23 protein-coding genes are annotated in these 24,935 nt (G+C 58.8%); 13 read left to right on the top strand and 10 right to left on the bottom strand.

The features are described from left to right. Nucleotides 1–6: 6 nt before the first annotated feature. The 4 genes from ugpC to ugpB all read right to left on the bottom strand — a co-directional run bounded on the left by ugpC (nucleotide 7) and on the right by ugpB (nucleotide 4,393). Nucleotides 7–1,026 carry a sn-glycerol-3-phosphate ABC transporter ATP-binding protein UgpC gene (gene ugpC / locus BN3544_RS06300; RefSeq protein WP_019430113.1) on the bottom strand — a complete coding sequence of 340 codons (1,020 nt, stop codon included), beginning with the start codon at nucleotides 1,024–1,026 and terminating at the stop codon, nucleotides 7–9. Nucleotides 1,027–1,188: 162 nt separating this feature from the next. Beyond that, complete coding sequence (ugpE, locus tag BN3544_RS06295; RefSeq protein WP_019430112.1) at nucleotides 1,189–2,043, bottom strand: sn-glycerol-3-phosphate ABC transporter permease UgpE; 855 nt, start codon at nucleotides 2,041–2,043, stop codon at nucleotides 1,189–1,191. A gap of 1 nt (nucleotide 2,044) precedes the next feature. Next, on the bottom strand, nucleotides 2,045–2,926 hold the full coding sequence (ugpA, locus tag BN3544_RS06290; RefSeq protein WP_019430111.1) for a sn-glycerol-3-phosphate ABC transporter permease UgpA: 882 nt from the start codon (nucleotides 2,924–2,926) through the stop codon (nucleotides 2,045–2,047). 162 nt (nucleotides 2,927–3,088) lie between these two features. Then, the gene (ugpB, locus tag BN3544_RS06285) at nucleotides 3,089–4,393 is read right to left on the bottom strand and encodes a sn-glycerol-3-phosphate ABC transporter substrate-binding protein UgpB (RefSeq protein WP_019430110.1); all 1,305 of its coding nucleotides are present in this window, start codon (nucleotides 4,391–4,393) and stop codon (nucleotides 3,089–3,091) included. Between the two features lie 270 nt (nucleotides 4,394–4,663). Between ugpB and BN3544_RS06280 the strand changes: the two genes are divergently transcribed. The 6 genes from BN3544_RS06280 (at nucleotide 4,664) to ubiB (ending at nucleotide 12,922) form a co-directional block, all read left to right on the top strand. Then, a complete protein-coding gene (locus BN3544_RS06280) occupies nucleotides 4,664–8,542 on the top strand; it encodes a DUF3683 domain-containing protein (RefSeq protein ID WP_019430109.1) in 3,879 nt (1,292 codons plus the stop codon). Nucleotides 8,543–8,558: 16 nt separating this feature from the next. Further along, nucleotides 8,559–8,975, top strand: a complete 417-nt coding sequence (locus tag BN3544_RS06275) for a gamma-butyrobetaine hydroxylase family protein (RefSeq protein ID WP_019430108.1) — start codon at nucleotides 8,559–8,561, stop codon at nucleotides 8,973–8,975. Nucleotides 8,976–8,997: 22 nt separating this feature from the next. Further along, nucleotides 8,998–9,729 (top strand): bifunctional demethylmenaquinone methyltransferase/2-methoxy-6-polyprenyl-1,4-benzoquinol methylase UbiE, encoded by a 732-nt coding sequence (ubiE, locus tag BN3544_RS06270; protein ID WP_019430107.1) that lies wholly within the window; start codon nucleotides 8,998–9,000, stop codon nucleotides 9,727–9,729. A 40-nt stretch (nucleotides 9,730–9,769) separates the two neighbouring features. After that, nucleotides 9,770–10,756 (top strand): Tim44 domain-containing protein, encoded by a 987-nt coding sequence (locus tag BN3544_RS06265; protein WP_019430106.1) that lies wholly within the window; start codon nucleotides 9,770–9,772, stop codon nucleotides 10,754–10,756. 187 nt (nucleotides 10,757–10,943) lie between these two features. Beyond that, nucleotides 10,944–11,360, top strand: a complete 417-nt coding sequence (locus BN3544_RS06260; RefSeq protein WP_231733906.1) for a hypothetical protein — start codon at nucleotides 10,944–10,946, stop codon at nucleotides 11,358–11,360. After that, nucleotides 11,357–12,922 carry a ubiquinone biosynthesis regulatory protein kinase UbiB gene (gene ubiB / locus BN3544_RS06255; RefSeq protein WP_019430104.1) on the top strand — a complete coding sequence of 522 codons (1,566 nt, stop codon included), beginning with the start codon at nucleotides 11,357–11,359 and terminating at the stop codon, nucleotides 12,920–12,922. Before BN3544_RS06260 ends, ubiB begins: the two co-directional genes overlap by 4 nt. 29 nt (nucleotides 12,923–12,951) lie before the next feature. Here the strand turns inward: ubiB and BN3544_RS06250 are convergent, their stop codons facing one another. The 4 genes from BN3544_RS06250 to BN3544_RS06235 form a co-directional block, all read right to left on the bottom strand. Further along, nucleotides 12,952–13,776: an ABC transporter permease gene (locus BN3544_RS06250; RefSeq protein WP_019430103.1), complete on the bottom strand. Its 825-nt coding sequence runs from the start codon at nucleotides 13,774–13,776 to the stop codon at nucleotides 12,952–12,954. Further along, a complete protein-coding gene (locus BN3544_RS06245) occupies nucleotides 13,773–14,714 on the bottom strand; it encodes an ABC transporter permease (RefSeq protein WP_019430102.1) in 942 nt (313 codons plus the stop codon). The genes BN3544_RS06250 and BN3544_RS06245 overlap by 4 nt, the downstream gene beginning before the upstream one ends. After that, nucleotides 14,711–15,829 (bottom strand): ABC transporter ATP-binding protein, encoded by a 1,119-nt coding sequence (locus tag BN3544_RS06240; protein ID WP_019430101.1) that lies wholly within the window; start codon nucleotides 15,827–15,829, stop codon nucleotides 14,711–14,713. The genes BN3544_RS06245 and BN3544_RS06240 overlap by 4 nt, the downstream gene beginning before the upstream one ends. An 87-nt stretch (nucleotides 15,830–15,916) precedes the next feature. Beyond that, on the bottom strand, nucleotides 15,917–17,056 hold the full coding sequence (locus BN3544_RS06235; RefSeq protein ID WP_026036672.1) for an extracellular solute-binding protein: 1,140 nt from the start codon (nucleotides 17,054–17,056) through the stop codon (nucleotides 15,917–15,919). 218 nt (nucleotides 17,057–17,274) lie between these two features. On the opposite strand from BN3544_RS06235, the gene BN3544_RS06230 reads away from it, so the two are divergent. From BN3544_RS06230 to aspS, 3 genes are all read left to right on the top strand, one after another. Beyond that, nucleotides 17,275–17,607: an FmdB family zinc ribbon protein gene (locus BN3544_RS06230; protein ID WP_019430099.1), complete on the top strand. Its 333-nt coding sequence runs from the start codon at nucleotides 17,275–17,277 to the stop codon at nucleotides 17,605–17,607. A gap of 24 nt (nucleotides 17,608–17,631) precedes the next feature. Continuing rightward, entirely contained in the window at nucleotides 17,632–18,303 is a 672-nt protein-coding gene (locus BN3544_RS06225) for a DUF502 domain-containing protein (protein WP_019430098.1), read from the top strand. A 66-nt stretch (nucleotides 18,304–18,369) separates the two neighbouring features. After that, nucleotides 18,370–20,184 (top strand): aspartate--tRNA ligase, encoded by a 1,815-nt coding sequence (gene aspS / locus BN3544_RS06220; RefSeq protein ID WP_019430097.1) that lies wholly within the window; start codon nucleotides 18,370–18,372, stop codon nucleotides 20,182–20,184. 240 nt (nucleotides 20,185–20,424) lie between these two features. Here the strand turns inward: aspS and BN3544_RS06215 are convergent, their stop codons facing one another. Both BN3544_RS06215 and BN3544_RS06210 read right to left on the bottom strand, forming a co-directional pair. Further along, nucleotides 20,425–20,853 carry an RNA recognition motif domain-containing protein gene (locus BN3544_RS06215; protein ID WP_019430095.1) on the bottom strand — a complete coding sequence of 143 codons (429 nt, stop codon included), beginning with the start codon at nucleotides 20,851–20,853 and terminating at the stop codon, nucleotides 20,425–20,427. A gap of 166 nt (nucleotides 20,854–21,019) precedes the next feature. Further along, on the bottom strand, nucleotides 21,020–21,628 hold the full coding sequence (locus tag BN3544_RS06210; protein ID WP_019430094.1) for an ABC transporter ATP-binding protein: 609 nt from the start codon (nucleotides 21,626–21,628) through the stop codon (nucleotides 21,020–21,022). A gap of 41 nt (nucleotides 21,629–21,669) precedes the next feature. Between BN3544_RS06210 and nudB the strand changes: the two genes are divergently transcribed. The 4 genes from nudB (at nucleotide 21,670) to folE (ending at nucleotide 24,935) form a co-directional block, all read left to right on the top strand. Continuing rightward, nucleotides 21,670–22,137, top strand: coding sequence for a dihydroneopterin triphosphate diphosphatase (gene nudB, locus BN3544_RS06205; protein WP_036075126.1), 468 nt, complete (start codon nucleotides 21,670–21,672; stop codon nucleotides 22,135–22,137). Then, nucleotides 22,137–22,889 (top strand): endonuclease/exonuclease/phosphatase family protein, encoded by a 753-nt coding sequence (locus BN3544_RS06200; protein ID WP_019430092.1) that lies wholly within the window; start codon nucleotides 22,137–22,139, stop codon nucleotides 22,887–22,889. Before nudB ends, BN3544_RS06200 begins: the two co-directional genes overlap by 1 nt. A 2-nt stretch (nucleotides 22,890–22,891) precedes the next feature. Next, nucleotides 22,892–24,121 (top strand): cardiolipin synthase ClsB, encoded by a 1,230-nt coding sequence (gene clsB / locus BN3544_RS06195; RefSeq protein ID WP_019430091.1) that lies wholly within the window; start codon nucleotides 22,892–22,894, stop codon nucleotides 24,119–24,121. 85 nt (nucleotides 24,122–24,206) lie between these two features. After that, nucleotides 24,207–24,935: a GTP cyclohydrolase I gene (gene folE, locus BN3544_RS06190; RefSeq protein ID WP_019430090.1), complete on the top strand. Its 729-nt coding sequence runs from the start codon at nucleotides 24,207–24,209 to the stop codon at nucleotides 24,933–24,935.

Genomic DNA, 24,935 nt, shown 5'->3' with positions numbered 1-24,935 from the left:
GGCAGTTCAGGCGATGCGTTTTTGGGTCTGGGCGTCAAACCAGTGCACCCGGTCGGCGCGGGGCGTGGCCCAAAAGCTTTGGCCTGGTTGCGGTGGCGCAACCGATTCGTCCAGTCGCAAGGTGAGGGTTTCATCACCCAAACGGGCGTGCACCAGGCGCTCTGCACCGAGCAGTTCCACCGTGTCGGCGGTCAATGACCATCCGCCGACGTTTTGAACGGGTGTGATGTCCAGGTGCTCGGGCCGAATGCCCAAAATGCGATTTTCGGCGGTGCCCGGGGCGTGCCGTAGCAAGTTCATGGGCGGCGAGCCGATGAAGCTGGCCACAAAGGTGCTGGCGGGTCGGTTGTAGACCTCCTCGGGCGTGCCAAATTGCTCCATGTGACCGCCGTTCATCACGATCATGCGCTGGGCCAGTGTCATGGCTTCGACCTGGTCGTGCGTGACGAACAGGCTGGTGATGCCCAATTCGCGGTGCAGTTTTTGAATCTCCAGCCGGGTCTGCGCACGCAGTTTGGCGTCGAGGTTGGACAGCGGCTCGTCAAACAAAAATACCTGCGGCTGGCGCACGATGGCTCGGCCCATGGCCACGCGCTGGCGCTGACCTCCTGACAGCTCGCGGGGCTTGCGCTGCAGCAGGTGCGAGAGTTCCAGAATGCCGGCGGCCTTGTCCACACGGGCCTTGATTTCTTCGATCGGTCGTTTGGCGATCTTCAGGCCATAGGCCATGTTGTCGAACACGCTCATGTGCGGGTAAAGCGCGTAGTTCTGGAACACCATGGCAATGTCGCGCTCAGCGGGTTCCAGATCATTGACCACGCGAGAGCCGATCGAGATGGTGCCGCCCGAGATGTCTTCGAGGCCCGCCACCATGCGCAGCAAGGTGGATTTGCCACAGCCCGAAGGCCCGACGATGACCACAAATTCACCGTCGCTGATGTTGGCGCTCAGGTCGTGGATAACGGTGTTGGCCTTGGCCCCAGTGCCATAGGTTTTGAGGATGTGGGAGAGGGTGATGGAAGCCATGATTTTTTTACTAATTTGACGGGGACAGAGCAACGCTTCGCAGTGGTCTGTCCCTCGGTTTATTCAGACGGGGACAGAGCAACGCTTCGCATTGGTCTGTCCCCGGGTTTTTAATTTGACGGGGACAGAGCAACGCTTCGCATTGGTCTGTCCCCGGTGTAATTACTTTTCCGTGTCAACCAGGCCTTTGACGAACCATTTTTGCATCAGCACCACGACCAGTGCCGGTGGCAGCATGGCCAGGATGGCGGCGGCCATGACCACGTTCCATTCGGTCCATGACTCGCCCGAAATCAGGCGCTTGATGCCCAGCACCACTGGGTACATGTCTTCGCTGGTGGTCACCAGCAGTGGCCACAGGTATTGGTTCCAGCCATAAATGAACTGGATGACAAACAGCGCCGCGATGTTGGTGGCCGACAGGGGCAGCAGCACATCCTTGAAAAAGCGCATTGGCCCGGCCCCGTCCATGCGGGCGGCCTCAACCAGCTCGTCTGGAATGGTCAGAAAAAATTGCCTGAATAAAAAAGTGGCTGTGGCCGAGGCGATCAGTGGCACCGTGAGCCCAGCAAAGCTGTTGAGCATGCCAAGACCCGCCACCACCTCGTAAGTGGGGCTGATGCGCACCTCGACCGGCAACATCAGGGTGACAAAGATCATCCAGAACACCAGATTGCGCAGCGGAAAGCGGAAATACACGATGGCAAAGGCCGACAGCAGCGAGATGGCGATCTTGCCAATCGCAATGCCCAGGGCGCTGACCAGGCTGATCTGCATCATGGGCCACATGGCGGGCAGCGGGCTGCCTTGTGAGTTGGGGCCGCCAAACAGGGTTAGGCGGTAAGTCTCCCAAAAGTGGCCACCCGGCAGCAGCGACATGGGCACGCTCTGGTTGATTTGTTGGGCGGTTTGGGTCGAGCCGACAAAAGTCAGGTACAGCGGGAAGGCCACTATGGCCACGCCAATGAGCAAGATGATATGCCGCAGGATCTGCAGGCCGGGGCGTCGTTCGATCATGTCAGTATTGAACTTTCTTCTCGACAAATTTGAACTGCAAGACGGTGAGGGCCACCACGATCACCATCAGCACCACCGACTGCGCCGCCGAGCTGCCCATGTCCATGGCCTTGAAGCCGTCGTAATACACCTTGTAAACCAGTATGGCCGTGTCCTTGCCCGGCCCGCCGTGAGTGGTGGCATCCACGATGGCAAAGGTGTCAAAGAAGGCGTAAACGATGTTGATCACCAGCAAAAAGAAGGTGGTGGGCGACAAAAGCGGGAACACGATGGTCCAGAAGCGTCGCCAGGGGCTGGCCCCGTCAATGGCCGCCGCTTCGATGAGTGATTTGGGAATGGATTGCAAACCCGCCAGAAAAAACAGAAAGTTATAGGAAATTTGCTTCCAGACCGCAGCCATCACGATGAGTGCCATGGCGTGGTTGGGGTTGAGCAGGTGGTTCCACTCGATGCCGATGGACCGCAGCGCATAGCCCACCACGCCCATGGGCGAGGCAAACATGAACAGCCACAACACGCCAGCCACGACCGGGGCCACCGCATAGGGCCAGATCAACAGCGTTTTGTACAGGCCCGCGCCACGCCCGACGCGGTCCGCCATCACGGCCAGCAGCAACGACACCGACAAGCCCACCACGGCCACTAAAAGTGAAAACACGGCGGTGGTTTTAAACGATTCCAGATAGCCGCTGTCGTGCCAGAGTCGGGAGAAGTTCTCCATGCCCACAAATTCCCGGGATGCGCCAAAGGCATCTTCTTGCACCACGCTTTGGTAAAGCGCTTGCCCGGCAGGCCAGAAAAAGAAAACCAAAACGATGCTCAGCTGCGGCGCAATCAGCAGCCACGGTAGCCAGCGGGATTTGAAACGGACGCGTTTTTCCATAAATGCTTTGCAAGGCCTGCGTGTGAAGTGTCAGATCAGAATGGCGGCGTTAAAAACGCCCATGCAAAAGTATCCGCCCAAAATGCGCAAAAGCAGAGGCGCTGCCTCTGCTTTTGCGCCATGCCCACCGCCCCGGTGGGCGCATGGGGCATCAGCGTTGCATCACTTGTTGGCTTTTTCGAAGCGTTCGAGTTGTTCGTTGCCGCGTTTGATGGCCATGTCCAGGGCTTCCTTGGTGCCCTTTTTACCGCTCCACACGCCTTCGAGTTCCTCGTCAATGATGGTGCGGATTTGCACAAAGTTACCCAGACGCACGCCACGCGACTTGTCGGTGGTTTTGCGGATCATCTGCGTCACCGAAACGTCGGTGCCGGGGTTCTTTTTGTAGAAACCGGCCTTCTCGGTCAACTCGAAAGAGGCCGTGGTGACCGGCAGGTAGCCCGTGCGCTGGTGGCTGGCCGCGGCCACATCGGCCTTGGACAGGTGAGCAAAGAACTGGGCCACACCTTTGTATTCAGGCGCTTTCTTGCCGCTCATCACCCACAGGCTGGCACCGCCGATCACGGTGTTTTGCGGTGCGCCGTTCACGTCAGGGTAATAAGGCAGGGTGCCGATGCCGTAGCCAAATTTGCCGTTGCGCACCACGCTGCCATACAGCGCAGATGAGCCGGTGGCCATGGCGCATTCGCCTGAGACAAAGGTGGCGTCAGCTGCGTTACCGCGGCCTTTGTAGACAAACAGGCCCTGCTTGGCCATGTTGGCCAGGTTGTCGATGTGGCGCACATGCAAGGGGGTGTTGAAGCTCAGACGTGCGTCCATGCCGCGCATGCCGTTGCCCTTGGTGGCAAATTCGGTGTTGTGCCAGGCCGAGAAGCTTTCCAGCTGCGTCCAGCTGATCCAGCTGGTGGTGAAGGGGCACTTGTGGCCGCTGGCCTTGAGCTTGGCAGCAGCCAGCGCCACCTCAGGCCAGGTGGTGGGCGGCGTGTTGGGGTCCAGGCCCGCGGCCTTGAAGGCGTCCTTGTTGTAATGAAAAACAGGGGTGGAGCTGTTGAACGGGAAGCTCAGCATCTGGCCGTTGGGCGCGGTGTAGTAACCGGCCACGGCGGGCACATAGGCGTTTTGGTCGAATTTCAGGCCGGCATCGGTCATGACCTTGCCCACTGGCACGATGGCACCCTTGCTGGCCATCATGGTGGCGGTGCCCACTTCAAACACCTGCAGGATGTGCGGCGCGTTGCCTGCTCGGTAAGCGGCAATCGCTGCGGTCATGGATTCGTCGTAGCTGCCTTTGAAGGTGGGTACGATTTTGTAGTCCTTTTGGCTGGCGTTGAAGTCCTTGGCCAGGTCGTTGACCCACTCGCCCAAGGCGCCGCCCATGGAGTGCCACCACTGGATTTCGGTTTGGGCTTGGGCAGAAAGGCTGGCCAAGCTCAAGGCCAAAGCGGAAAGAGTCAGTTTGAGTTTCATGGCAATTCCTGAAGAAATGAGTGTCTTGCTTAAAAAGTAAGCAAATCCCAGCGCGAGTGTGGCACTGGTTCATGGCCAAAGTATTTAAATAGCATGACCAATTTGTGACAACCCGGGGTTTCCATGACGCCCAGAGCCTTGGGCGACTGGTGTCCCTCTGTTCGGCGTGTGTTTGTTGCACTGCGGTAACATTCACCCCCAGCCGGTTTGACGCCCCGTCCAGGTCTGGCTGACCGCGTTTTTAGAACGCATTTGACCGCGCCCATCCCTATGAATGCACCCACCACGCTCCAACATTTGATGCAAGCCGATGCCGATGCGCCTCGCCTGCGCGAGATTCCCTACAACTACACGAGCTTTTCTGACCGCGAAATCGTGGTGCGTTTGCTGGGGGAGCCTGCCTGGGGATTGCTCAACCAACTGCGTCAAGAGCGTGGCACAGGCCGTTCGGCTCGCATGTTGTACGAGGTGCTGGGTGACATTTGGGTGGTCGAGCGCAACCCTTATTTGCAAGACGATCTGCTGGACAACCCCGGCCGCCGCAAACTGCTGGTCGAGGCCTTGCAGCACCGCTTGGGTGAGGTGCAAAAGCGCCGCACCCCCGAGGCAGATGCCTCTCGCGATGCTTTGGTGGGCCAGTTGCTGGATTTGGCCACGCAGGCGGTGACGCAATTCAGCGAACGTTTCGTGCGAATGGCCAAGCTGCGCAGCCAAGTGCAAAAGACCTTGGGGCGCCTGACGGCCAAGGACAACATCAAGTTCGACGGCCTCTCGCGGGTGAGCCACGTGACCGACGCGACCGACTGGCGCGTGGAATACCCCTTTGTGGTGCTGACCCCCGACTCCGAGACCGAGATGGCCGGACTGGTCAAAGGCTGTATCGACCTGGGCCTGACCATCGTCCCTCGGGGCGGCGGCACAGGTTATACCGGTGGCGCGATCCCGCTGACCTGGAAGAGCGCGGTCATCAACACCGAAAAGCTCGAAGCCATGACCGAGGTCGAGATGATCGACCTGCCCGGTATCGCCCACCCAATTCCGACCATTTATACCGAAGCCGGTGTGGTCACCCAGCGCGTGGCCGATGCGGCCGAGCGCGGCGGTTTTGTCTTTGCGGTGGACCCAACTTCGGCCGAAGCCAGCTGCATTGGCGGCAACATCGCCATGAACGCGGGTGGCAAAAAAGCGGTGCTTTGGGGTACGGCGCTCGACAACCTGGCCAGCTGGCGCATGGTCACCCCCGATGCGGAATGGCTGGACGTGGTGCGCATGGACCACAACATGGGCAAGATCCACGACGCCGAAGTGGCCACTTTTGAGCTGCGCTATTTCAAGGCCGATGGCAAAACCCCGATCCGCACCGAAACCTTGGTGATCCCGGGCAAGACATTCCGCAAAGAAGGTCTGGGCAAAGACGTGACCGACAAGTTCTTGAGCGGGCTGCCCGGCGTGCAAAAAGAAGGCTGCGACGGCCTGATCACCAGCGCCCGCTGGGTCGTGCACCGCATGCCCACACACACCCGCACCGTGTGCATGGAGTTCTTTGGTCACGCCCGCGAGGCTGTGCCGAGCATCGTCGAGATCAAAGACTTCATGTTTGCCGAGCAAAAGCGCACGGGCACCGTGATGGCAGGCCTGGAGCACCTGGACGACCGCTATTTGCGGGCGGTGGGGTATTCCACCAAGTCCAAGCGCGGTGGCTTTCCCAAGATGGTGCTGATCGGGGACATCGCTGGCGACAACGCCGACGATGTGGCCAAGGCCACGTCTGAGATCGTGCGCATTGCGAATTCGCGCAGCGGCGAAGGCTTCATCGCCATCAGCCCCGAGGCTCGCAAGAAGTTCTGGCTAGACCGCAAGAAAACGGCCGCCATCTCGCGCCACACCAATGCCTTCAAGGTCAACGAAGACGTGGTGATCCCGCTGCCTCGTATGGCCGAGTACACCGACGGCATCGAGCGAATCAACATCGAATTGAGCTTGCGCAACAAGCTGCACTTTTGCCGTGAACTCGAAGCCTTTTTGGAGCGTGGCAACTTGCCTTTGGGAAAGCAAGACGACGCCAACGAGATCGCTTCGGCCGAGCTCTTGGAAGACCGCGTGGCGCAAGCCTTGGCGGTGGTGCGCGAGGTGCAAGCGCAGTGGCAAGGCTGGCTGACGCAAGTGGATGCCTTGTTCCCCCAGTTGCAAGACCACACTTTGCGGGCCAGCTGGAAGACGCAAATCCGCCCAGCTTTCCAGAACATCTTTTCCGGCTCGGCCTTTTTGCCGATCCTGACCGAAGTCAATGCCATCCACCAGCGCGTGCTCAAGGGCCGGGTATGGGTGGCGCTGCACATGCATGCCGGTGACGGCAATGTGCACACCAACATCCCGGTCAACAGTGACAACTACGAGATGTTGCAAACCGCCCACGAAGCAGTGGCCCGCATCATGGTGCTGGCCCGCAGCCTGGATGGCGTGATTTCGGGCGAACACGGCATTGGCATCACCAAACTGGAGTTTTTGACCGACGCCGAGTTGGCCAACTTCACCGCTTACAAGGCCAAGGTGGACCCGCAAGGCCGCTTCAACAAAGGCAAGCTGCTCCGCGGCGCGGCCCTGACCGGACTGGGTGACGATGTGCACGCGGCCGATTTGACGCACGCCTACACCCCCAGCTTTGGCCTGATGGGCCATGAGTCGCTGATCATGCAGCAGTCGGACATTGGCGAAATTGCCGCCAGCGTGAAAGACTGCTTGCGTTGCGGCAAGTGCAAGCCCGTGTGCGCCACGCATGTGCCACGTGCCAATTTGCTGTACAGCCCACGCAACAAAATTCTGGCGACCTCGTTGCTGGTCGAGGCTTTCCTGTACGAGGAGCAAACCCGCCGGGGCATTTCCATCAAGCACTGGCAAGAGTTTGAAGACGTGGCCGACCACTGCACCGTTTGCCACAAGTGCCTGACGCCTTGCCCGGTGAACATCGACTTTGGCGAAGTGTCGATGAACATGCGCAACCTGTTGCGCAAGATGGGGCAAAAGAGCTTCCGTCCTGGCAATGCCGCGGCCATGTTCATGCTCAACGCGACCAACCCCGAAACCATCAAGCTGGCGCGAGCCGCCATGGTGGGTGTCGGCATGCGTGCGCAGCGCTTTGTGGCCGGTTTGCTCAAGGGCGTGGCCCGCAAGCAAACCAGTGCGCCACCTGCATCGGTGGGCACCGCGCCCATCAAAGAGCAGGTGATCCACTTCATCAACAAAAAGATGCCGGGCAACTTGCCCAAGAAAACAGCGCGTGCTTTGCTCGACATCGAAGACAACGATTACGTGCCGATCATCCGCGACCCGAAAGCCACTTCTTCGGAATCCGAGGCGGTGTTTTACTTCCCGGGCTGTGGCTCCGAGCGCCTGTTCAGCCAGGTGGGTTTGGCCACCCAGGCCATGCTCTGGCATGTGGGCGTGCAGACCGTGTTGCCACCGGGCTACCTGTGCTGCGGCTACCCGCAAAAAGGCTCGGGCCAGTTCGACAAGGCCGAAAAAATCATCACCGACAACCGCGTGCTGTTCCACCGGGTGGCGAACACGCTCAACTACTTGGACATCAAGACGGTGGTGGTCAGCTGCGGCACCTGCTACGACCAGCTGCAGGGTTACGAGTTTGACAAGATTTTCCCTGGCTGCCGCATCATCGACATCCATGAGTTCCTGCTCGAAAAAGGCATGAAGCTGGATGCGGGCGGTGCTTATCTGTACCACGACCCTTGCCACAGCCCCATGAAGCAGCAAGAGCCCATGAAAACCGTCAAGGCCTTGATGGGTGACAACGTGATCGAAAGCAAGCGTTGCTGTGGCGAGTCGGGCACGCTGGGCGTGACGCGCCCCGACATCTCGACCCAGGTTCGTTTCCGCAAAGAAGAGGAGTTGCTCAAGGGCGAAGCCGCTTTGCGTTCGAGCGGTGCCCTGGCCCCGCAAGCCAACGTCAAGATCCTGACCAGTTGCCCCAGCTGCCTGCAAGGTTTGTCGCGCTTTGGCGATGACATGAAAAATGGCCTTCTTGAAGCCGACTACATCGTGGTCGAGATGGCCAAGCACATCCTGGGTGAGAACTGGATGCCTGAGTACGTGAGCGCTGCCAATGCCGGTGGCATTGAACGTGTGTTGGTTTAACCGCTGAAAGCAGAACATGGCCGGATTGAAAAAAGAAACCCCCACACCCGAGTCATTGACGGTGCATGGTCAGAGCAAGGTGCTGGAAATCGGCTTTTCTGACGGGGCGCAGTTCCGCATCCCGTTCGAGTTGATGCGCGTGTACTCGCCATCGGCCGAGGTACAGGGCCACGGCCCGGGCCAGGAAGTGCTGCAAACGGGCAAACGCAACGTGTCGATTGCTGAGATCGAGCCCGTGGGCAATTACGCGGTCAAACCCACTTTTTCAGACGGCCATGAGTCGGGACTTTTTACTTGGGAATACCTGTATTTTTTGGGCTCTCAGCAAGACGCGCTGTGGCAACAATATGAAGACCGCCTGCAAGCTGCGGGGGTCAGTCGTGATGCGCCCATGTTCGAAAAAGCGGGCAGCAGCTGCGGTCATAGCCATTGAATTTCAGGTTGAAAGAGTTGCCATGAGCACCACCCATTTCGGTTTCAAGACCGTCGACGAAAAAGAAAAAGCCCAGCACGTCCGCGGCGTGTTTGACTCTGTCGCGTCCAAATACGACGTGATGAACGACCTGATGTCGATGGGCTTGCACCGCGTGTGGAAGGCCTACACCGTGCAGGTGGCCAACCTCAAAGAGGGCGATCAGGTGCTGGACATCGCGGGCGGCACAGGCGACTTGTCGATGGCGTTTGCCAAAAAAGTGGGGGCCACCGGGCGTGTGGTCCACACCGACATCAACGAAGCCATGCTCTCCACCGGACGCGACCGCCTGGTTGACCTGGGGCTTGCGCTGCCCACGCTGGTGTGCGATGCCGAGAAGTTACCGTTCCCCGACAAGCACTTCAACGTGGTCAGCGTGGCCTTTGGCTTGCGCAACATGACGCACAAAGATGTGGCACTCAAGGAGATGTGCCGCGTGCTCAAGCCCGGTGGCAAATTGCTGGTGCTGGAGTTTTCCAAAGTGGCCAAGCCGCTGGAGAAGGTCTACGACTGGTACAGCTTCAAGATCTTGCCGCACATGGGCAAGCTGGTGGCGGGTGATGCCGACAGTTACCGTTATCTGGCCGAATCCATCCGGATGCACCCCAGCCAGGATGAGCTGAAAACCCTTATGAAAAGCAGCGGATTTGGCCATGTCGATTTTCACAATTTGTCGGCCGGGGTGGTAGCCTTACACATGGGTATCAAATGTTGATGCTCATTTGATCAATTTTTGGACCGAAGTTGGAGACACCATGAACAAGTTGATGACACTGATGCTCGCAGGCGTATTGGCCCTGGGTAGCCTCAATGCCGAAGCCGCCCGCCGCATGGGGGGTGGCAAGTCCATTGGCCAGCAATCGAATCAGGTCACCAAACGTGATGCAGCGCCTCAAACGCCCGCTGCACCTGCCCAAAATGCCGCAACTGCCAACGCCGCCAAGCCGGCTGCTGCACCCGCCCCCGCTGCGCCCAAGAAGCCTTGGGGTGCCATGCTGGGTGGCTTGGCCGCAGGCCTCGGCCTGGCTTGGCTGGCCCATTCCTTGGGGATGGGCGGTGCCTTTGGCAACGTCCTGATGGCGTTGTTGATCGGTGTGGCTGTGATGGCCGCGATTGGCATGTTCATGCGCTCACGGCGCAATGCGGTATCGGGCAACCAAGGCGGTTTCGCTTATCAAGGTGCGGGTACCTCGGCTGATCAGCCTGCATCATTCAAGCAGTACAACCCAGAAAAAGTGGGCAACGACGCTTCGGCTCGTCCTTGGGAAGGCCAAAACACCCGCTTTGAGAGCTCGGCTGTCGAGGCCAGCACCGGCTCCATGATTGGCTCAGCCCTGAGTGGCAATCAAGCTTGGGGTATTCCCGCCGGATTTGACGTGGACAGTTTCGTCACGGCAGCCAAGCGCAATTTTGTGACTTTGCAAGACGCCTGGGACCGCTCGGACATTGCCATGCTGCGTTCCATGATGACCGACACCATGGTGTCCGAGATCCGCAGCCAGTTGGCCGAACGTGAAAGCCAGTTCCCCGGCCAGCCCAACAAGACCGAAGTGGTCATGCTGGAAGCCCAGTTGCTGGGTATTGAAGAGCAGGCCGATGTTTATTTGGCCAGCGTCGAGTTCAACGGCATGATCCGCGAAGACGCGTCCGCAGGCCCCAGCTCATTCCGTGAAGTCTGGAACATGACCAAATCCAAACAAGGCGGCGGCTGGTTGGTCGCTGGCGTGCAAGCACTCCAATAAAGCCTGGCCCCGAATGGGGCTCCGCTTTCGGGAATAATCGGGGACTATGGCAACACAGTCCCCTTTTTCATGGGCCACTCAGGCTCTTCCCGATATGGTCAGCCAAATGGCTGCGAATTTTCAACCCCCGGCTTGGGTGGTTGATGAGTCGGTCAACCGTCTCGTACTTTTCCTCAACCACGTATTGATGAGCGAACCTGAGGCCATGGCCCGCTTGGCTCGGCAAAAAGGCCAGCGCATCGAGCTGGTCTGGGACCGTATCCAGCTTCAGATCACGCCCACCCCGGCGGGTTTGTTGGAGCGGGGTCGTTTTGACGGCTTTGATTTGCGCTTGTCTGTGACCGAGGAGTCGCCTGTCTCTTTGGCCTCGGCCCTGGCGCGGGGTGACAAACCCAAAGTTCGCATCGAGGGCGATGTGCAACTGGCGGCTGAAGTCAACTGGTTGATCGACCATGTGCGCTGGGACGCCGAAGAAGACCTGGCCCGTTTGGTGGGAGATGCTGCAGCCCATACCCTTGCGCAGGCTGCACGCAAAGCCATGCAAGCGCTGCGCGGTTTTGTCGCCCAGCGCGCCCCGGGCACGTCAGTCGGTGCTGCAGCATGAGCCGCATCGGTCGCGGCGCGTTCATTGTCTTCATCGTCCTGCGCTACGGCCTGGATGAGCTGGTGCTCTCCAGTTTTCGAAAACCCTGGATTCGACTGTTGGCCCGGATTCTGTCGCTGGGCCGTGACCTGAGGTCTCCCCGTGCCGAGCGTTTGCGCGAGGCGCTGGAGCGGCTGGGGCCCATCTTTGTGAAGTTCGGTCAGGTGCTTTCTACCCGGCGTGATTTGTTGCCTTTGGACATCGCTGAAGAGCTGGCGAAGTTGCAGGATCGCGTGCCGCCTTTCAGCTCCGACATCGCTGTGGCCACCATTGAACGTGCATTTCATAAACCGGTGGACGAAGTTTTTGAAAGCTTTGAACGTCAGCCCGTGGCCAGCGCCTCCATTGCGCAGGTCCACTTTGCCACCTTGCGCAGCAAGTCGGGCGAACTTCGCGAAGTGGCGGTGAAGGTGTTGCGTCCCGGCATGCTGCCGGTGATTCAAAAAGACCTGAGCCTGATGCGCATGATGGCCGGCTGGGTTGAAAACCTGAGCGCGGACGGCAAACGGCTCAAGCCCCGCGAAGTGGTGGCCGAATTCGACAAATACCTGAACGATGAGCTCGATTTGGTGCGCGAAGCCGCCAATGCGGCCCAGCTGCGTCGCAACATGCAGGGCCTTGATCTGGTGCTGATCCCTGAGATGATCTGGGACTTCTGTCAGCCCGAGGTGATCGTGATGGAGCGCATGAACGGTGTGCCCATCAGTCATGTGGAGCGCCTGCGTGCCGCTGGTGTGGACATTCCCAAGCTGGCCCGCGATGGCGTGACCTTGTTTTTTACCCAGGTGTTCCGCGACGGTTTTTTCCATGCCGATATGCACCCGGGCAACATCCAGGTCAGCTTGGCACCCGAGACGTTTGGCCGCTACATCTCCTTGGACTTCGGCATCGTGGGCACGCTCACCGAATACGACAAAGAGTATCTGGCGCAAAACTTCACGGCATTTTTCCGCCGCGATTACAAACGCGTGGCCGAGCTGCACATCGAATCGGGCTGGGTGCCCGCAGACACCCGTGTGGATGAGTTGGAGTCGGCCATCCGTGCGGTGTGCGAACCGTATTTCGATCGCCCACTCAAAGAAATCTCACTGGGCATGGTATTGATGCGCTTGTTCCAGACTTCTCGCCGTTTCCAGGTCGAGATTCAGCCTCAGCTGGTCTTGCTGCAAAAAACTCTGCTCAACATCGAGGGCCTGGGTCGCCAGCTCGACCCCGAATTAGACTTGTGGAGCACAGCCAAGCCCTTCTTGGAAAAATGGATGCTGGACCAGATTGGCCCCAAGAAATTGCTGGAGCAGTTGAAAGACCAAGCACCGCATTACGCCAAGCTGCTGCCCCAGTTGCCACGCTTGTTGCACGAGTACCTGCAAAGACCGCGTCAACAAGACGCTCGTCAGCTGGATAAATTGCTGGCAGAGCAACGTCGCACCAATGCTTTGCTGCAAATCCTGCTTTATTTGGGCATGGGTTTCATCATGAGCTTGCTGGCTTTTCAGGTCTGGGTTTATTTGCCGACCCTTTAAACCGAGGCCCTTAACGGGTAGCTTTCGGCTTAGGCGCCGTTTGACACCCGGGCCTTGTGTGCCTGCCGCGCGGTGTAAATGCCAAAGCCGATGACCGCCAAGGTCACCACCAGCATGAGCAGGCTGGCCGCTGCGTAAATGGAGGGGTTGACCCCCCGTCTGGCGTAACTGAAGATGACCTGCGGCAAGGTGGTTACGCCCGGACCCGACAAAAACTCTGAGACGACCACATCGTCAAATGACAAGGTGAACGTCAGCAGCCAGGCGGCCAACAGCGCTTGAGAGATGTTGGGCAGAGTCACCAGAAAAAACACCTGACTGGGCTTGCACCCCAAGTCCATGGCAGCTTCTTCGATCGAGCGGTCCATTTCTTTCAAGCGTGACTGGATCACCACGGTGGCATAAGCCATGCCCAAGAGCACATGGCCGAGCACGATGGTGGTCATGCCGCGTTCGGGCCAGCCAAAAACGCGCTGTGTGCCCACCGACAGCAGCAGCAGCGACAGGCCAATGATCACTTCGGGCATGACCAGTGGGGCATTGAGCATGGCACTGAACAGGTTGCGGCCTTTGAAACGGGTGTAACGCACCAGTGCATAGGCGGCCAAGGTGGCCAACACCACCGAGAAAGAGGCGCTGATCACCGCCACTTTGAGCGAGAGCCAAAACCCTTCGAGCAGTCGCGAGTCGCGGGCCAGCGCTTCGTACCAGCGCCAAGAAAAGCCCGTGAAATGGCTGTCTTGTCGGGTGCTGTTGAAAGAAAACACCACCAAGAACGCCAAGGGTGCGTACAAAAAGGCGTAGATGCAGCTCATCCACACTTTGCCAATGTGGGCTTGGATGTGGCGCATCATGCTCGCTCCTCTTGGGCCTGACGGGAGACCCGGGCGTTGTACCAAGCCAGCGGAATGACAACCCACAAAATCATCATGATGGCCAGTGCTGAAGCGCGCGGCCAGTTGTTGCTGCTGAACATTTCATCCCAAACCACACGGCCGATCATCACGTTTTCGGCACCACCGAGCAGCGAGGGAATCACAAATTCACCCAAGCACGGGATGAACACCAGCATCGAGCCCGCCACGATGCCAGCACGGCTGAGCGGTACGGTGATCAAGCAAAACGCCTTCCAAGGGCTGGCGCCCAAGTCATACGCCGCTTCGAGCAATCGGGTGTCCAGCTTGACCAGTGTGGCGTACAGCGGCAACACCATGAAGGGCAGGTAAACATAGGTCATGCCCACCAGCATCGAAATGTCGGTGTAAAGCATTTGCACCGGCTCGGTGATCAGGCCCAAGGCGATCAGCGCGTTGTTGATGATCCCCTGGTCGGCCAAGATGCCTTTCCAGGCATACACGCGCAGCAAAAACGATGTCCAAAAAGGCAGCATCACCATCAGCAGCAAAACAGGGCGCGTGTTGGCCGACGATCTGGCCAAAAAGTAGGCAAAGGGGTAGCCCAGCAGCAGGCAAAAAAACGTGGTCCAAAAAGCGTATTTCAGCGACAGCAGATACGACTCGGTGTACAGCGTCTGGCCCAATTCACCACTGTCATCGACCACCAGGCTGATGTAGTGGCTCAACTTCAGATGCATTTTCCAGCCACCGGCTTCGGTGTGCGACAACAAGCTGGCAAAGGGGTTGAGCTGATCGCCCATGTCGGTCACGCTCAGGCGCATCAGGATCAAAAAGGGCACCGCAAAGAACACCCACAACCACACAAAGGGGATGCCCAGCACCGTGCGCCGCCCCAAGCGCAGGCGCTCCACCAATTGAGACAGCAAATGGATCATGACGACAACAACACCCCGGCCTGGGTGCCCCATGAGCAATAAACGGTGTCGCCCCACACGATATCGCCTTCGTGGTTGCGGCTGCGGTTGGTCTGGGTGACCTTGATCACGCTGTGATCGGACAACTGCACCACATAAGTGCTGTAGCTGCCCATGTAGGCGATTTCGCGCACCACGCCCGAGACCACATTGGCAGTTTCAGCCGATCCGGCCAGCGGGGCGCGTTTGTCGATCTGGATTTTTTCTGGGCGAACGGCCAATGCCAGCGCCATGCCCAAAGGGTGAGAGGTGCCATGGCCGAGCGTGAAACGGCCTTGCGGCGTGGTGAGCTCGGATTCGCTGGCCTCGGTGCGCGACAAGTGCCCGTCAAACAGGTTCACATTGCCAATGAAATCGGCCACAAAGCGGCAACTGGGGGCTTCATAGACCTCGGTGGGGCTGCCCAGCTGCAAGATGCGGCCATGGCTCATCACGGCGATGCGCGAAGCCATGGTCATGGCCTCTTCTTGGTCATGGGTGACCATCACGCACGTCACGCCAATTGATTCGATGATGTTGACCAGTTCAAACTGGGTTTGCTCGCGCAGTTTTTTGTCCAATGCGCCCAAGGGCTCGTCCAGCAGCAGCAGCTGGGGTTTGCGGGCCAGGCTGCGGGCCAAGGCCACACGCTGTTGCTGCCCGCCTGACAGTTGGTGCGGTTTGCGGCTGGCAAATTTTTGCAATTGCACCAAGTCGAGCATGGCTTGCACGCGCTCGCTGATGCTGTCTTTGTCCATGCCCATGCGGCGCAGGCCAAAGGCGATGTTTTCGCACACCGACAGATGGGGAAACAGCGCATACGACTGGAACATCATGTTGATGGGGCGCTCATAAGGCGGCAGCTGGCTGATGTCTTGGCCGCCCAAAAAAATCTGACCTGCCGAAGGCGTCTCAAACCCAGCCAACATGCGCAGCAAGGTCGACTTGCCGCAACCGGAGCTGCCAAGCAAGGCAAAGATTTCACCTTTGCCAATGTTCAGCGACACATCGTCGACCGCGGTCACGCTGTCAAATCGCTTGACCAGGTTCTGAATCTGGAGAAATTCGGCTCGGTCGGAGGGCACAGGGGGCGTCATGTCGTCTTTCTGAACTCAAGAAAAAGGCTGTGCACATGGGACACATGTGCACAGCCTGATTTCAATCACGCGGCAAGAGGCGCGTTGTCATTTGCCTTTTTTGAAGGCGGTGTAGACCGATGTCATGGATTCGCGCGTGGCGTTGGACAGGCTGGAAGGCGAGACCGCCACTTGCAGTGCGGCAGCATCCAAGAAAACAGCCTTGTTGTTGGCCACTTCGGGGGTGACTTGTGCCACGCTGGCCTTGTTGGCGGTGGCGTAGCTCAGCTCATTGGTCAGCGATGCAGACACTTCTGGCTTCAAAAAGTAATTGATGAAGGCCATGGCGTTGTTGGGGTGCTTGGCATCCTTGGGCACGGCCAGGTTGTCAAAGAACAGCAGGCCACCGGTTTTGGGCAACAAGGCTTCGATCTCTTGACCGCTCTTGTTTTCCACGGCGCGCGAGCTGGCGATGTTGATGTCACCCGCCCAGCCCAAGGCCACACAGGCTTTGCCACCGGCCAGATCGTCGATCATGGTGCTGGAGAACAAGCGGATGTCTTTGCGCACTTTGCTCAGCATCTCGCCAGCGGCCTTGTGGTCAGCCGGGTCCGCAGAGTAGGCGTCTTTGCCAATGTAGTGCAGGGCTGGCGGCATGATTTCGGTGGGCGAATCGAGGTAAGCAATGCCGCAGGACTTGAGTTTGCTGGTGTAGGTAGGGTTGAACACCAGATCCCAAGCGTTTTCGGGCATGGGGGTATTGCCCAGCGCTTTGGCCACTTTGGCTTTGTTGATGCCAACGGTGGTGAAACTCCAAGCCCAAGGAATCAGGTGAGCGTTGCCGGGATCAACCTTGTCGAGCTTGGCCATGATGGCGGGGTCCAGATTGGCCAGATTGGGGATTTGGGCCTTGTCCAGGGGGCGCAGCAAACCGGCTTCGATTTGGGACTTGGCAAAAACCGCGCCGGGCACCACCAGGTCATAACCCGAGTTGCCAGCGATCAGCTTGGCTTGCAGGGCTTCGTTGTTCTCAAAGGTTTGGTAGTTGACCTTGATGCCCGTTTCTTTTTCGAAATTGGCCACCATATCTTGGGTGATGTAGTCGGGCCAGTTGTAAATGTTCAACACTTTCTCTTCGGTGTTGACCGGGGCCGCTGCAGTCACGGGGGCCTTGGGGGCTTCTTCTTTTTTGCCGCACGCGGCCAAGGCCAAAGCACACAAAGCGGTCAGTAAAAAACGTTTGTTCATGATCGTGAAAGCTCCATAAATCTTGGGGGTGCAGGGCCGCATCGGGTCGCCACCAGACAGGCCTGCGCAGAATTGTATAAGAGAGAACTTTGCCCGTGTCTGCGTGGTTTGACCACCCCTGTGACTTCGGGGCCGAGATGTTTCAAGCAGCATGTCCAGGCAGGCAAGGGGTTCGACTTACAATTTAGGGTTGAAAAAATATTTCCAGGAACCTCTTCATGCCCATTTACGCCTACAAGTGCGACGCCTGCGGCCATGCTAAGGATGTGCTGCAAAAAATGTCCGATGCGGCCCTGACCGAATGCCCCGCCTGCGGTGCCCCCCAGTTCAGCAAACAACTGACAGCCCCTGGTTTCCAGCTCAAGGGCACAGGCTGGTATGCCACCGATTTCAAGGGCGGCGGAGCCACAGGTGCCGCAGCCTCCACAGCCGTTGCTACTGATGCCGCAGCATCTGCCACTTCTGACGCCCCGAGTGCCAGTGCGGGTGCAGCCGAGTCGAGCACGCCAGCGGCCTCCGGTGGCTGTGCGGCATCTTGCGCCTGCCACTGACTTGCCCACATTGATTGTCCCTTCATGAAACAACGCAGCTTCAAACAGTACTTCATCACCGGTCTCCTGGTGTGGCTGCCCATGGGCATCACCGTCTGGGTTTTGACCTGGTTAGTAGGGCTGCTGGATGGCATTTTTCTGGCCATTTTGCTGGCCGCAGACACCCTGATCCCAGGCATGCACAAGCTGGCCGAGTTGCTGCGCGGTGTGCCTGGCCTTGGCGTGATTTTGGTGGCCTTGGTGATTTTTTCCACGGGTGTTTTTGTGGCCAACATGTTTGGCCAATGGTGGCTGCGCAAGTGGGACAACCTGATGAACCGCATCCCGGTGGTGCGCAGCATTTACACCAGCGTCAAGCAGGTGGCTGACACCCTGTTTTCGGGCAGCGGCAATGCTTTTTCAAAGGCTTTGCTGGTGCAGTACCCGCGCCAAGGTTCATGGACCATTGCCTTTTTGACCGGCACACCCGGCGGTGAGGTGGCCAAACACTTGGGCCAGCCCATGGTCAGTGTTTATGTGCCCACCACACCCAACCCGACTTCGGGCTTCTTCCTGATGATGCCCAAAGCCGATGTGATCGAACTCGAGATGAGCGTTGATGACGCGTTGAAATACATCATCTCCATGGGTGTTGTGGTTCCAGGCGGTCCCGACGCCTTGCCTGTCGCCCCAGCGGCCTCCAAACAGCCTTTGTGAGCGGGTTAGCCCATTGCCTTCCAGCTTGCACGCCACACAATTTCAGAATTAAGAAAGTCCAACAACATGTCCATGCGTTCCCACTATTGCGGTCTGGTGACCGAAGCCCTGACCGGTCAAACCGTGAGCCTTTGCGGCTGGGTCAACCGCCGTCGTGACCACGGCGGCGTGATCTTTATCGACCTGCGTGACCGCGAAGGCTACGTGCAGGTGGTGTGCGACCCGGATCGCCCCGAGATGTTCAAGGTGGCCGAAGACGTGCGCAACGAGTATTGCGTGCAGATCAAAGGCGTGGTGCGTGCCCGCCCAGATGGCACCACCAATGACAACATGAAAAGCGGCAAGATCGAAGTGCTGTGCCACGAACTGATCGTGCTCAATGCCTCCGTCACACCGCCTTTCCAGATCGACGAAGAAAACCTGTCCGAGACGACCCGCCTCACGCACCGCGTGTTAGACCTGCGCCGTCCGTACATGCAAAACAACCTGATGCTGCGCTACAAGGTCTCGATGGAAGTGCGCAAGTACCTCGATGAAAACGGTTTCATCGACATCGAAACGCCCATGCTCACCAAGAGCACACCTGAAGGTGCGCGTGATTATTTGGTGCCCAGCCGTGTTCACGATGGCCAGTTCTTTGCCTTGCCCCAGTCGCCTCAGCTGTTCAAACAGCTGCTCATGGTGGCGGGCTATGACCGTTACTACCAGATCACCAAGTGCTTCCGCGACGAAGACCTGCGTGCTGACCGCCAGCCCGAATTCACCCAGATCGATATCGAAACATCGTTCCTGACCGAAGAAGAAATCCGCGACATGTTCCAGAGCATGATCAAGCGCGTTTTCCAGAAAACCATTGGTGTTGACCTGGGCGAGTTCCCGGTCATGACTTACCAGGATGCCATGCACATCTACGGCTCCGACAAGCCTGATCTGCGCGTGAAACTGCAGTTCACCGAAGTGACCGATGTCATGGGCGATGTGGACTTCAAAGTGTTCTCGGGTGCGGCCAACATGAAAGGTGGCCGCGTGGTCGCACTGCGCGTGCCCAACGGCTCGGTCGAAGGCGGCGGCATCAGCCGTGGCGAGATCGACGCCTACACCGAGTTCGTCAAGATCTACGGTGCCAAAGGCTTGGCCTACATCCGCGTCAACGACCTGTCCAAAGGCCGCGATGGCTTGCAGTCGCCCATCGTCAAGAACATCCATGACGCGGCCTTGACCGCTGTGCTGGAGCGGTCGGGTGCCCAAAACGGCGACCTGATTTTCTTCGGTGCCGATAAGGAAAAAATCGTCAACGACGCCATTGGTGCCTTGCGCATCAAGATTGGTCACAGCGAGTTCGGCAAGAAAAATGGCCTGTTTGAAGACCGTTGGGCGCCGATGTGGGTGGTTGACTTCCCCATGTTCGAATACGACGACGAAAACCAGCGCTATACCGCTGTACACCACCCCTTCACCGCGCCCAAAGATGGCCACGAAGACTGGATGGTCACCGCCCCCGAGAAGTGCATCTCCAAGGGCTACGACATGGTGTTGAACGGCTGGGAAATGGGCGGCGGCTCGGTGCGTATCCACCGCGCTGACGTGCAGCAAAAAGTGTTTGATGCGCTCAAGATCACGCCCGAAGAAGCCCAACTCAAGTTCGGCTTTTTGCTTGACGCACTGCAATACGGTGCGCCTCCACACGGCGGCCTGGCCTTCGGCCTCGACCGCATCGTTACGCTCATGACCCGCGCTGAGTCCATTCGAGACGTGATTGCTTTCCCCAAGACCCAACGTGCCCAGTGCTTGCTGACCCAAGCCCCAAGCCCGGTGGACGAAAAGCAGTTGCGCGAATTGCACATTCGCTTGCGCAATCTGGACGCGGTCAAAGCAGCGTAAGTCGCGCTAGCTAACCCAACACCCGCCATAAACAATGCCACCTTCGGGTGGCATTGGTTTTTGTGGACTCCGGCTTGTCGTGTCGTTTACTGTGCAGCTTCTTTCAACTCCAGAGGATGTGTTGCGACACAAAAAAGGCCTCAAAACCGAAGTCTTGAAGCCTTTGATGTCTGAGCTCAGCGAGACGCTGAACTGGAAATTTTGCAACGGCATTGCTGCCGTTAACGGGATTCGCAGGGCTTAGTAGCCGCCGCGGCCGCCGCCACCACCGCCGTAGCCGCCACCGCCGGAGCGATCGCCGCCACCGCCGTAGCCGCCACCACCGGAACGGCCACCGCCGTAGCCGCCGCCACCGGAGCGATCACCGCCACCGCCGTAACCGCCACCACCACCGAAACCACCAGTACGTGGAGGACGTGCCTCCATTGGACGGGCTTCGTTCACGGTGATGCTACGGCCACCCAAAGACTGGCCATTCATGCCAGCAATAGCGGCTTGTGCTTCGGCATCGCTGCCCATTTCCACAAAACCGAAGCCTTTGGAGCGACCTGTGTCGCGTTCCATCATGACTTTTGCGCTGGTGATGGCGCCGAATTCGCCGAATGCCTGCTGCAGGTCTTCGTCGCGGACGGTGTACGGCAGGTTGCCGACGTAAAGTTTATTGCCCATGGAGGACTCCTCAGAAATACAAAAAAACAAAGCGATGGGGTCCCGAAAGCACAACAAACTGAAAACTGCCGCCGTAGCGCGCGAAACTGACCGATCACCTGACTTGTGCCGTTTTTTATGACGTACACGCACGCATTATGGGGCATAGATCAGCTTGCGGGAGTTTTTATGCCATTTGCAGCACCGAAGTCTGTGGCAAATCCGCAGGCACTTCATAGTCCGCCACGATCCAGGCACGGTCGGAGTGCTCAGCGTTTTCATGCAAAAAGTCTTTGATCACCCGAATGGAGGCTTGGTCAAGCGAGGCAAAAGGTTGGTCAAGCAAGGTGACGGTGGCGCCCGATGCCAGGGCAGCGATCAGCATGACTTTGCGGCGGCTGCCAGTGGAGAGCATGTACAGCGGTTTGTGCTGATGCCTTTCCATGCCCAGCGCTTCGGACAGGTTTTGCAGCAGTTCATTGTTCCATTGGGGGTGTCGGGTTTGAAGCTGGTCCCAGCAGGCTTGCACGGTGGTTTGGTCGTGCTCGGGGCCCTTCAGGTCGGCCCAGAAGACGCCGCCCGGTGGCGTTTTGAGAGTGCCCCCGAGCGGCTGCAAATCGCCTGCCAGCAGTCGCAGCAGGCTGGTTTTGCCGCAGCCCTCGTCACCGCACACCCAGTGCAAGCCGGCAGACCAGGCAAAACTCAGATTTTCAATGGCCATGTGGTCGGCAGGCCCGCCGCTTAATCGGCAGGTTTGCAGCAACAAAGGCACTAAATTGGCGGGTGAAGACGACATGGCTCAATCCTAGCAAGACCTGCGCTGCCTAGAATGACTGCGTGACCTCAACGAACTACAAAATTCCCCAATCTGTTCTGGTGGTGATCTACACCCTCAGCGGCCAAGTTTTGCTGATTCGGCGGACCGACGCAGGCACTTGGCAGTCGGTCACCGGAAGCAAGGATTTTTGGGACGAAGACTGGGCCGATACGGCCGCGCGCGAGGTGCAAGAGGAAACCGGCATTGATGCGCGACACCCCCAGTGCCGCTTGCAAGACTGGCAGCTGGAAAACGTGTACGACATTTACCCCATGTGGCGCTGGCGCTATGCCCCTGAAGTCAGCCGCAACACCGAGCGGGTGTTTGGCCTGTGCGTGCCCGAGCAAACGCCCATTACCCTAAGCCCTGCCGAGCACACCGATTGGCAATGGCTGCATTGGCGGGCCGCTGCGGACCATTGTTTTTCGCCATCCAATGCCGAGGCCATTTTGATGCTGCCGCGTTTTGAGAACCAGATTGGCCTTTGATGCCGCAGCGACACGAGCACCCCATCTTGCGCGTGGCCACCTACAACATCCACAAAGGTGTGCAGGGCTTGGGGCCTGCGCGGCGGCTGGAGATCCACAACTTGGCGCACGCGGTGGAGCAGCTCGACGCCGACATCGTGTGTTTGCAAGAAGTGCGCCGCATGCACCGCCGCGAAGAACGCTACTTTTCTCAGTGGCCCAGTCAGCCGCAAGCCGACTATCTGGCGCCTGAAGGCTACGAGTCGGTTTACCGCACCAACGCCATCACCCGCCATGGCGAGCACGGCAATGCCTTGCTGTCGCGCTGGCCCGTGTTGTCGCACCACCACCAAGACATCTCGGACCACCGCTTTGAGCAGCGGGGTTTGCTGCACACCACGGTTCAAGTGGTAGACCGGCTACTGCATGTGGTTGTGGTTCATTTGGGCCTGGTGCCCGCCAGCCGGGTGCGTCAAGTGGCGCAGTTGCTGGCCTTCATCGACCAGACCATCCCGGCCCATGCGCCCGTGTTGGTGGCGGGTGACTTCAATGACTGGGGCACTGGCCTGGGGCGGCGCATGGCCAAGGCGGGCTTTGGCGAATGGCGTGAGCAGCCCACGCCCACCTATCCCTCGCGTTTGCCCCTGAACCAGCTTGACCATGTCTATGCACGCGGGCTGACCCCCGTTCACGCCATGGCCCCTGTCGGTCGCATATGGCAGCGCATGTCTGACCATTTGCCCTTGGTCGCCGAGTTCGCCTGGACGGATTGAACATGCGCTACGGCCCGCCCTTGCGAGACGGTCATCAGATCCGCTTGATCGAAGGCGGGCAAGCCTATTTCGAGGCCTTGGTCTCTGCGCTGGAGCAGGCCCGGTCGCAGGTGCACATCGAGACCTATATTTTTGATTTTCATGGCGCAGCGGCCATGGTGGCCGAGGCGCTGGAGCGGGCCGCTTTGCGGGGTTTGCGCGTTTGGGTGGTGGTCGATGGGGTGGGCACCCCCAGCTTGCCGCCTGAGTGGCGTGAGCGTTTTGTGCGTGCGGGGGTTGAATGGCGGGTGTATTCCCCCTTGGGCACTTTGGGTTTGTTGATCCCCAGCCGTTGGCGGCGCCTGCATCGCAAGCTGTGCGTGATCGACGGGCATCTGGCTTTTTGTGGCGGCATCAATATTCTTGACGACTGGTACGACCCGCACCATGGCACCCTGGCCCAGCCGCGGCTGGACTTTGCCGTTTGCGCACGGGGCGCTTTGGTGCAGCAAATGCAAGAAACCATGGCGCAACTGTGGTGGCGCATCCAGGGTGTGCGTCATGTCCGGCAGCAACAGTTTCCGGAGGCGTTCAGCTCCTTTCGGGCGGCAGGGCTGCATTTGCCCTGGACCCGTGACGATGCGCACGCGCTGGATGGCCGTTTGGTGGCCAAGGCGGGCTTGCTGTTGCGTGACAACGTGTTGTACCGCAGCCAGATTGAACGCGCTTATTTGAAAGCGATTGGCGCTGCCCGTCATGAAATCGTCATCGCCAACGCCTATTTTTTGCCTGGACGCCGCTTGCGCAAAGCCCTGATCCACGCTGCGCAGCGGGGCGTGCGGGTGCGTTTGCTGCTGCAAGGACGTTACGAATACTTCATGCAATACCACGCAGCCCGCCCGGTGTATGGCGTGTTGTTGGCTGCTGGTATCGAGATCCACGAGTACGAGGCCAGCTTTTTGCACGCCAAAGTGGCCGTGATCGACCCGAACAACGAGCGGCCCTGGGCCACGGTGGGCTCGTCCAATCTGGACCCGCTCAGCCTCTTGTTGGCGCGTGAGGCCAATGTGGTGGTGGCCGACAAAGCTTTTGCCCAGCAGCTTTACCAGCGCTTGCACTCGGCGATCGTGCAGCAAAGCAAGCCGGTGCTGGCTGAGTTGGATCTCCAAAGGGCCTGGCACCAAAGGTGGCGTGACCGGTTGGCCTTTGGCTTGATGCGGCTGGCGCTGTTTTTGAGCGGTAACCGCTACTGAGCGGGTGATCCCCCCCGCTTGGAATGGGCGTTATGTCTCAGGGGAAGCAGGGGTATCAATCGCTGTTACGATCCTCGCCATGTTAATGAAAGCCCCAGACGCCATGACTGCTTCTGCCGCCACGCCCGAAGACGAAGGCGTACCTGTTTCCGTCAAGATCCGCGAGCGCATCAATGCGGCCCGCAAGCGCTTCCATGCCAACGACAACATTGCCGAATTCATCGAACCCGGCGAGTTGGAAAAATTGCTGGACGAAGTCACCGGCAAAATGGCGGGTGTGCTCGACAGCTTGGTCATCGACACCGTGAACGACCACAACACGGGCGACACCGCGCGCCGCGTGGCCAAGATGTACCTGAAAGAAGTGTTCAAAGGCCGCTATGTTGAGGGGCCCGAGATCACCGAATTCCCCAATGCCGAGCACCTGAACGAGCTGATGATCGTCGGCCCCATCACCGTGCGCAGCGCCTGCAGCCACCACTTTTGCCCCGTGATTGGCAAGATCTGGATCGGCGTGCTGCCCAACGAACACACCAACGTGATTGGCCTGTCCAAATATGCCCGCTTGGCCGAATGGATCATGGGTCGTCCCCAAATCCAGGAAGAAGCCGTGGTGCAACTGGCCGACCTGATCCAGCGCAAAACCCAACCTGATGGTCTGGCCATCGTCATGGAAGCCAGCCACTACTGCATGGGGTGGCGTGGCGTGAAAGACATGGACAGCAAAATGATCAACTCGGTCATGCGCGGTGCCTTCCTCAAGGACGTCAACCTGCGTCGTGAATTTTTGGCCCTGATTCCCGGAAAGAACTGA

The sequence above is a fragment of the Limnohabitans sp. Rim47 genome, from assembly GCF_001517545.1.
In the GTDB taxonomy this organism is placed as follows: domain Bacteria; phylum Pseudomonadota; class Gammaproteobacteria; order Burkholderiales; family Burkholderiaceae_C; genus Limnohabitans_A.
The sequence above is the reverse complement of the archived record's forward strand: the minus strand, read 5'-3'. Positions and strand labels throughout refer to the sequence as shown.

Excerpts from the sequence above, each read along its gene's own strand:
- ugpC (WP_019430113.1), bottom strand. The coding sequence starts at position 1,026 with ATGGCTTCCATCACCCTCTCCCACATCCTCAAAACCTATGGCACTGGG.
- ugpE (WP_019430112.1), bottom strand. The coding sequence starts at position 2,043 with ATGATCGAACGACGCCCCGGCCTGCAGATCCTGCGGCATATCATCTTG.
- ugpA (WP_019430111.1), bottom strand. The coding sequence starts at position 2,926 with ATGGAAAAACGCGTCCGTTTCAAATCCCGCTGGCTACCGTGGCTGCTG.
- ugpB (WP_019430110.1), bottom strand. The coding sequence starts at position 4,393 with ATGAAACTCAAACTGACTCTTTCCGCTTTGGCCTTGAGCTTGGCCAGC.
- BN3544_RS06280 (WP_019430109.1), top strand. The coding sequence starts at position 4,664 with ATGAATGCACCCACCACGCTCCAACATTTGATGCAAGCCGATGCCGAT.
- BN3544_RS06275 (WP_019430108.1), top strand. The coding sequence starts at position 8,559 with ATGGCCGGATTGAAAAAAGAAACCCCCACACCCGAGTCATTGACGGTG.
- ubiE (WP_019430107.1), top strand. The coding sequence starts at position 8,998 with ATGAGCACCACCCATTTCGGTTTCAAGACCGTCGACGAAAAAGAAAAA.
- BN3544_RS06265 (WP_019430106.1), top strand. The coding sequence starts at position 9,770 with ATGAACAAGTTGATGACACTGATGCTCGCAGGCGTATTGGCCCTGGGT.
- BN3544_RS06260 (WP_231733906.1), top strand. The coding sequence starts at position 10,944 with ATGAGCGAACCTGAGGCCATGGCCCGCTTGGCTCGGCAAAAAGGCCAG.
- ubiB (WP_019430104.1), top strand. The coding sequence starts at position 11,357 with ATGAGCCGCATCGGTCGCGGCGCGTTCATTGTCTTCATCGTCCTGCGC.
- BN3544_RS06250 (WP_019430103.1), bottom strand. The coding sequence starts at position 13,776 with ATGATGCGCCACATCCAAGCCCACATTGGCAAAGTGTGGATGAGCTGC.
- BN3544_RS06245 (WP_019430102.1), bottom strand. The coding sequence starts at position 14,714 with ATGATCCATTTGCTGTCTCAATTGGTGGAGCGCCTGCGCTTGGGGCGG.
- BN3544_RS06240 (WP_019430101.1), bottom strand. The coding sequence starts at position 15,829 with ATGACGCCCCCTGTGCCCTCCGACCGAGCCGAATTTCTCCAGATTCAG.
- BN3544_RS06235 (WP_026036672.1), bottom strand. The coding sequence starts at position 17,056 with ATGAACAAACGTTTTTTACTGACCGCTTTGTGTGCTTTGGCCTTGGCC.
- BN3544_RS06230 (WP_019430099.1), top strand. The coding sequence starts at position 17,275 with ATGCCCATTTACGCCTACAAGTGCGACGCCTGCGGCCATGCTAAGGAT.
- BN3544_RS06225 (WP_019430098.1), top strand. The coding sequence starts at position 17,632 with ATGAAACAACGCAGCTTCAAACAGTACTTCATCACCGGTCTCCTGGTG.
- aspS (WP_019430097.1), top strand. The coding sequence starts at position 18,370 with ATGTCCATGCGTTCCCACTATTGCGGTCTGGTGACCGAAGCCCTGACC.
- BN3544_RS06215 (WP_019430095.1), bottom strand. The coding sequence starts at position 20,853 with ATGGGCAATAAACTTTACGTCGGCAACCTGCCGTACACCGTCCGCGAC.
- BN3544_RS06210 (WP_019430094.1), bottom strand. The coding sequence starts at position 21,628 with ATGTCGTCTTCACCCGCCAATTTAGTGCCTTTGTTGCTGCAAACCTGC.
- BN3544_RS06200 (WP_019430092.1), top strand. The coding sequence starts at position 22,137 with ATGCCGCAGCGACACGAGCACCCCATCTTGCGCGTGGCCACCTACAAC.
- clsB (WP_019430091.1), top strand. The coding sequence starts at position 22,892 with ATGCGCTACGGCCCGCCCTTGCGAGACGGTCATCAGATCCGCTTGATC.
- folE (WP_019430090.1), top strand. The coding sequence starts at position 24,207 with ATGAAAGCCCCAGACGCCATGACTGCTTCTGCCGCCACGCCCGAAGAC.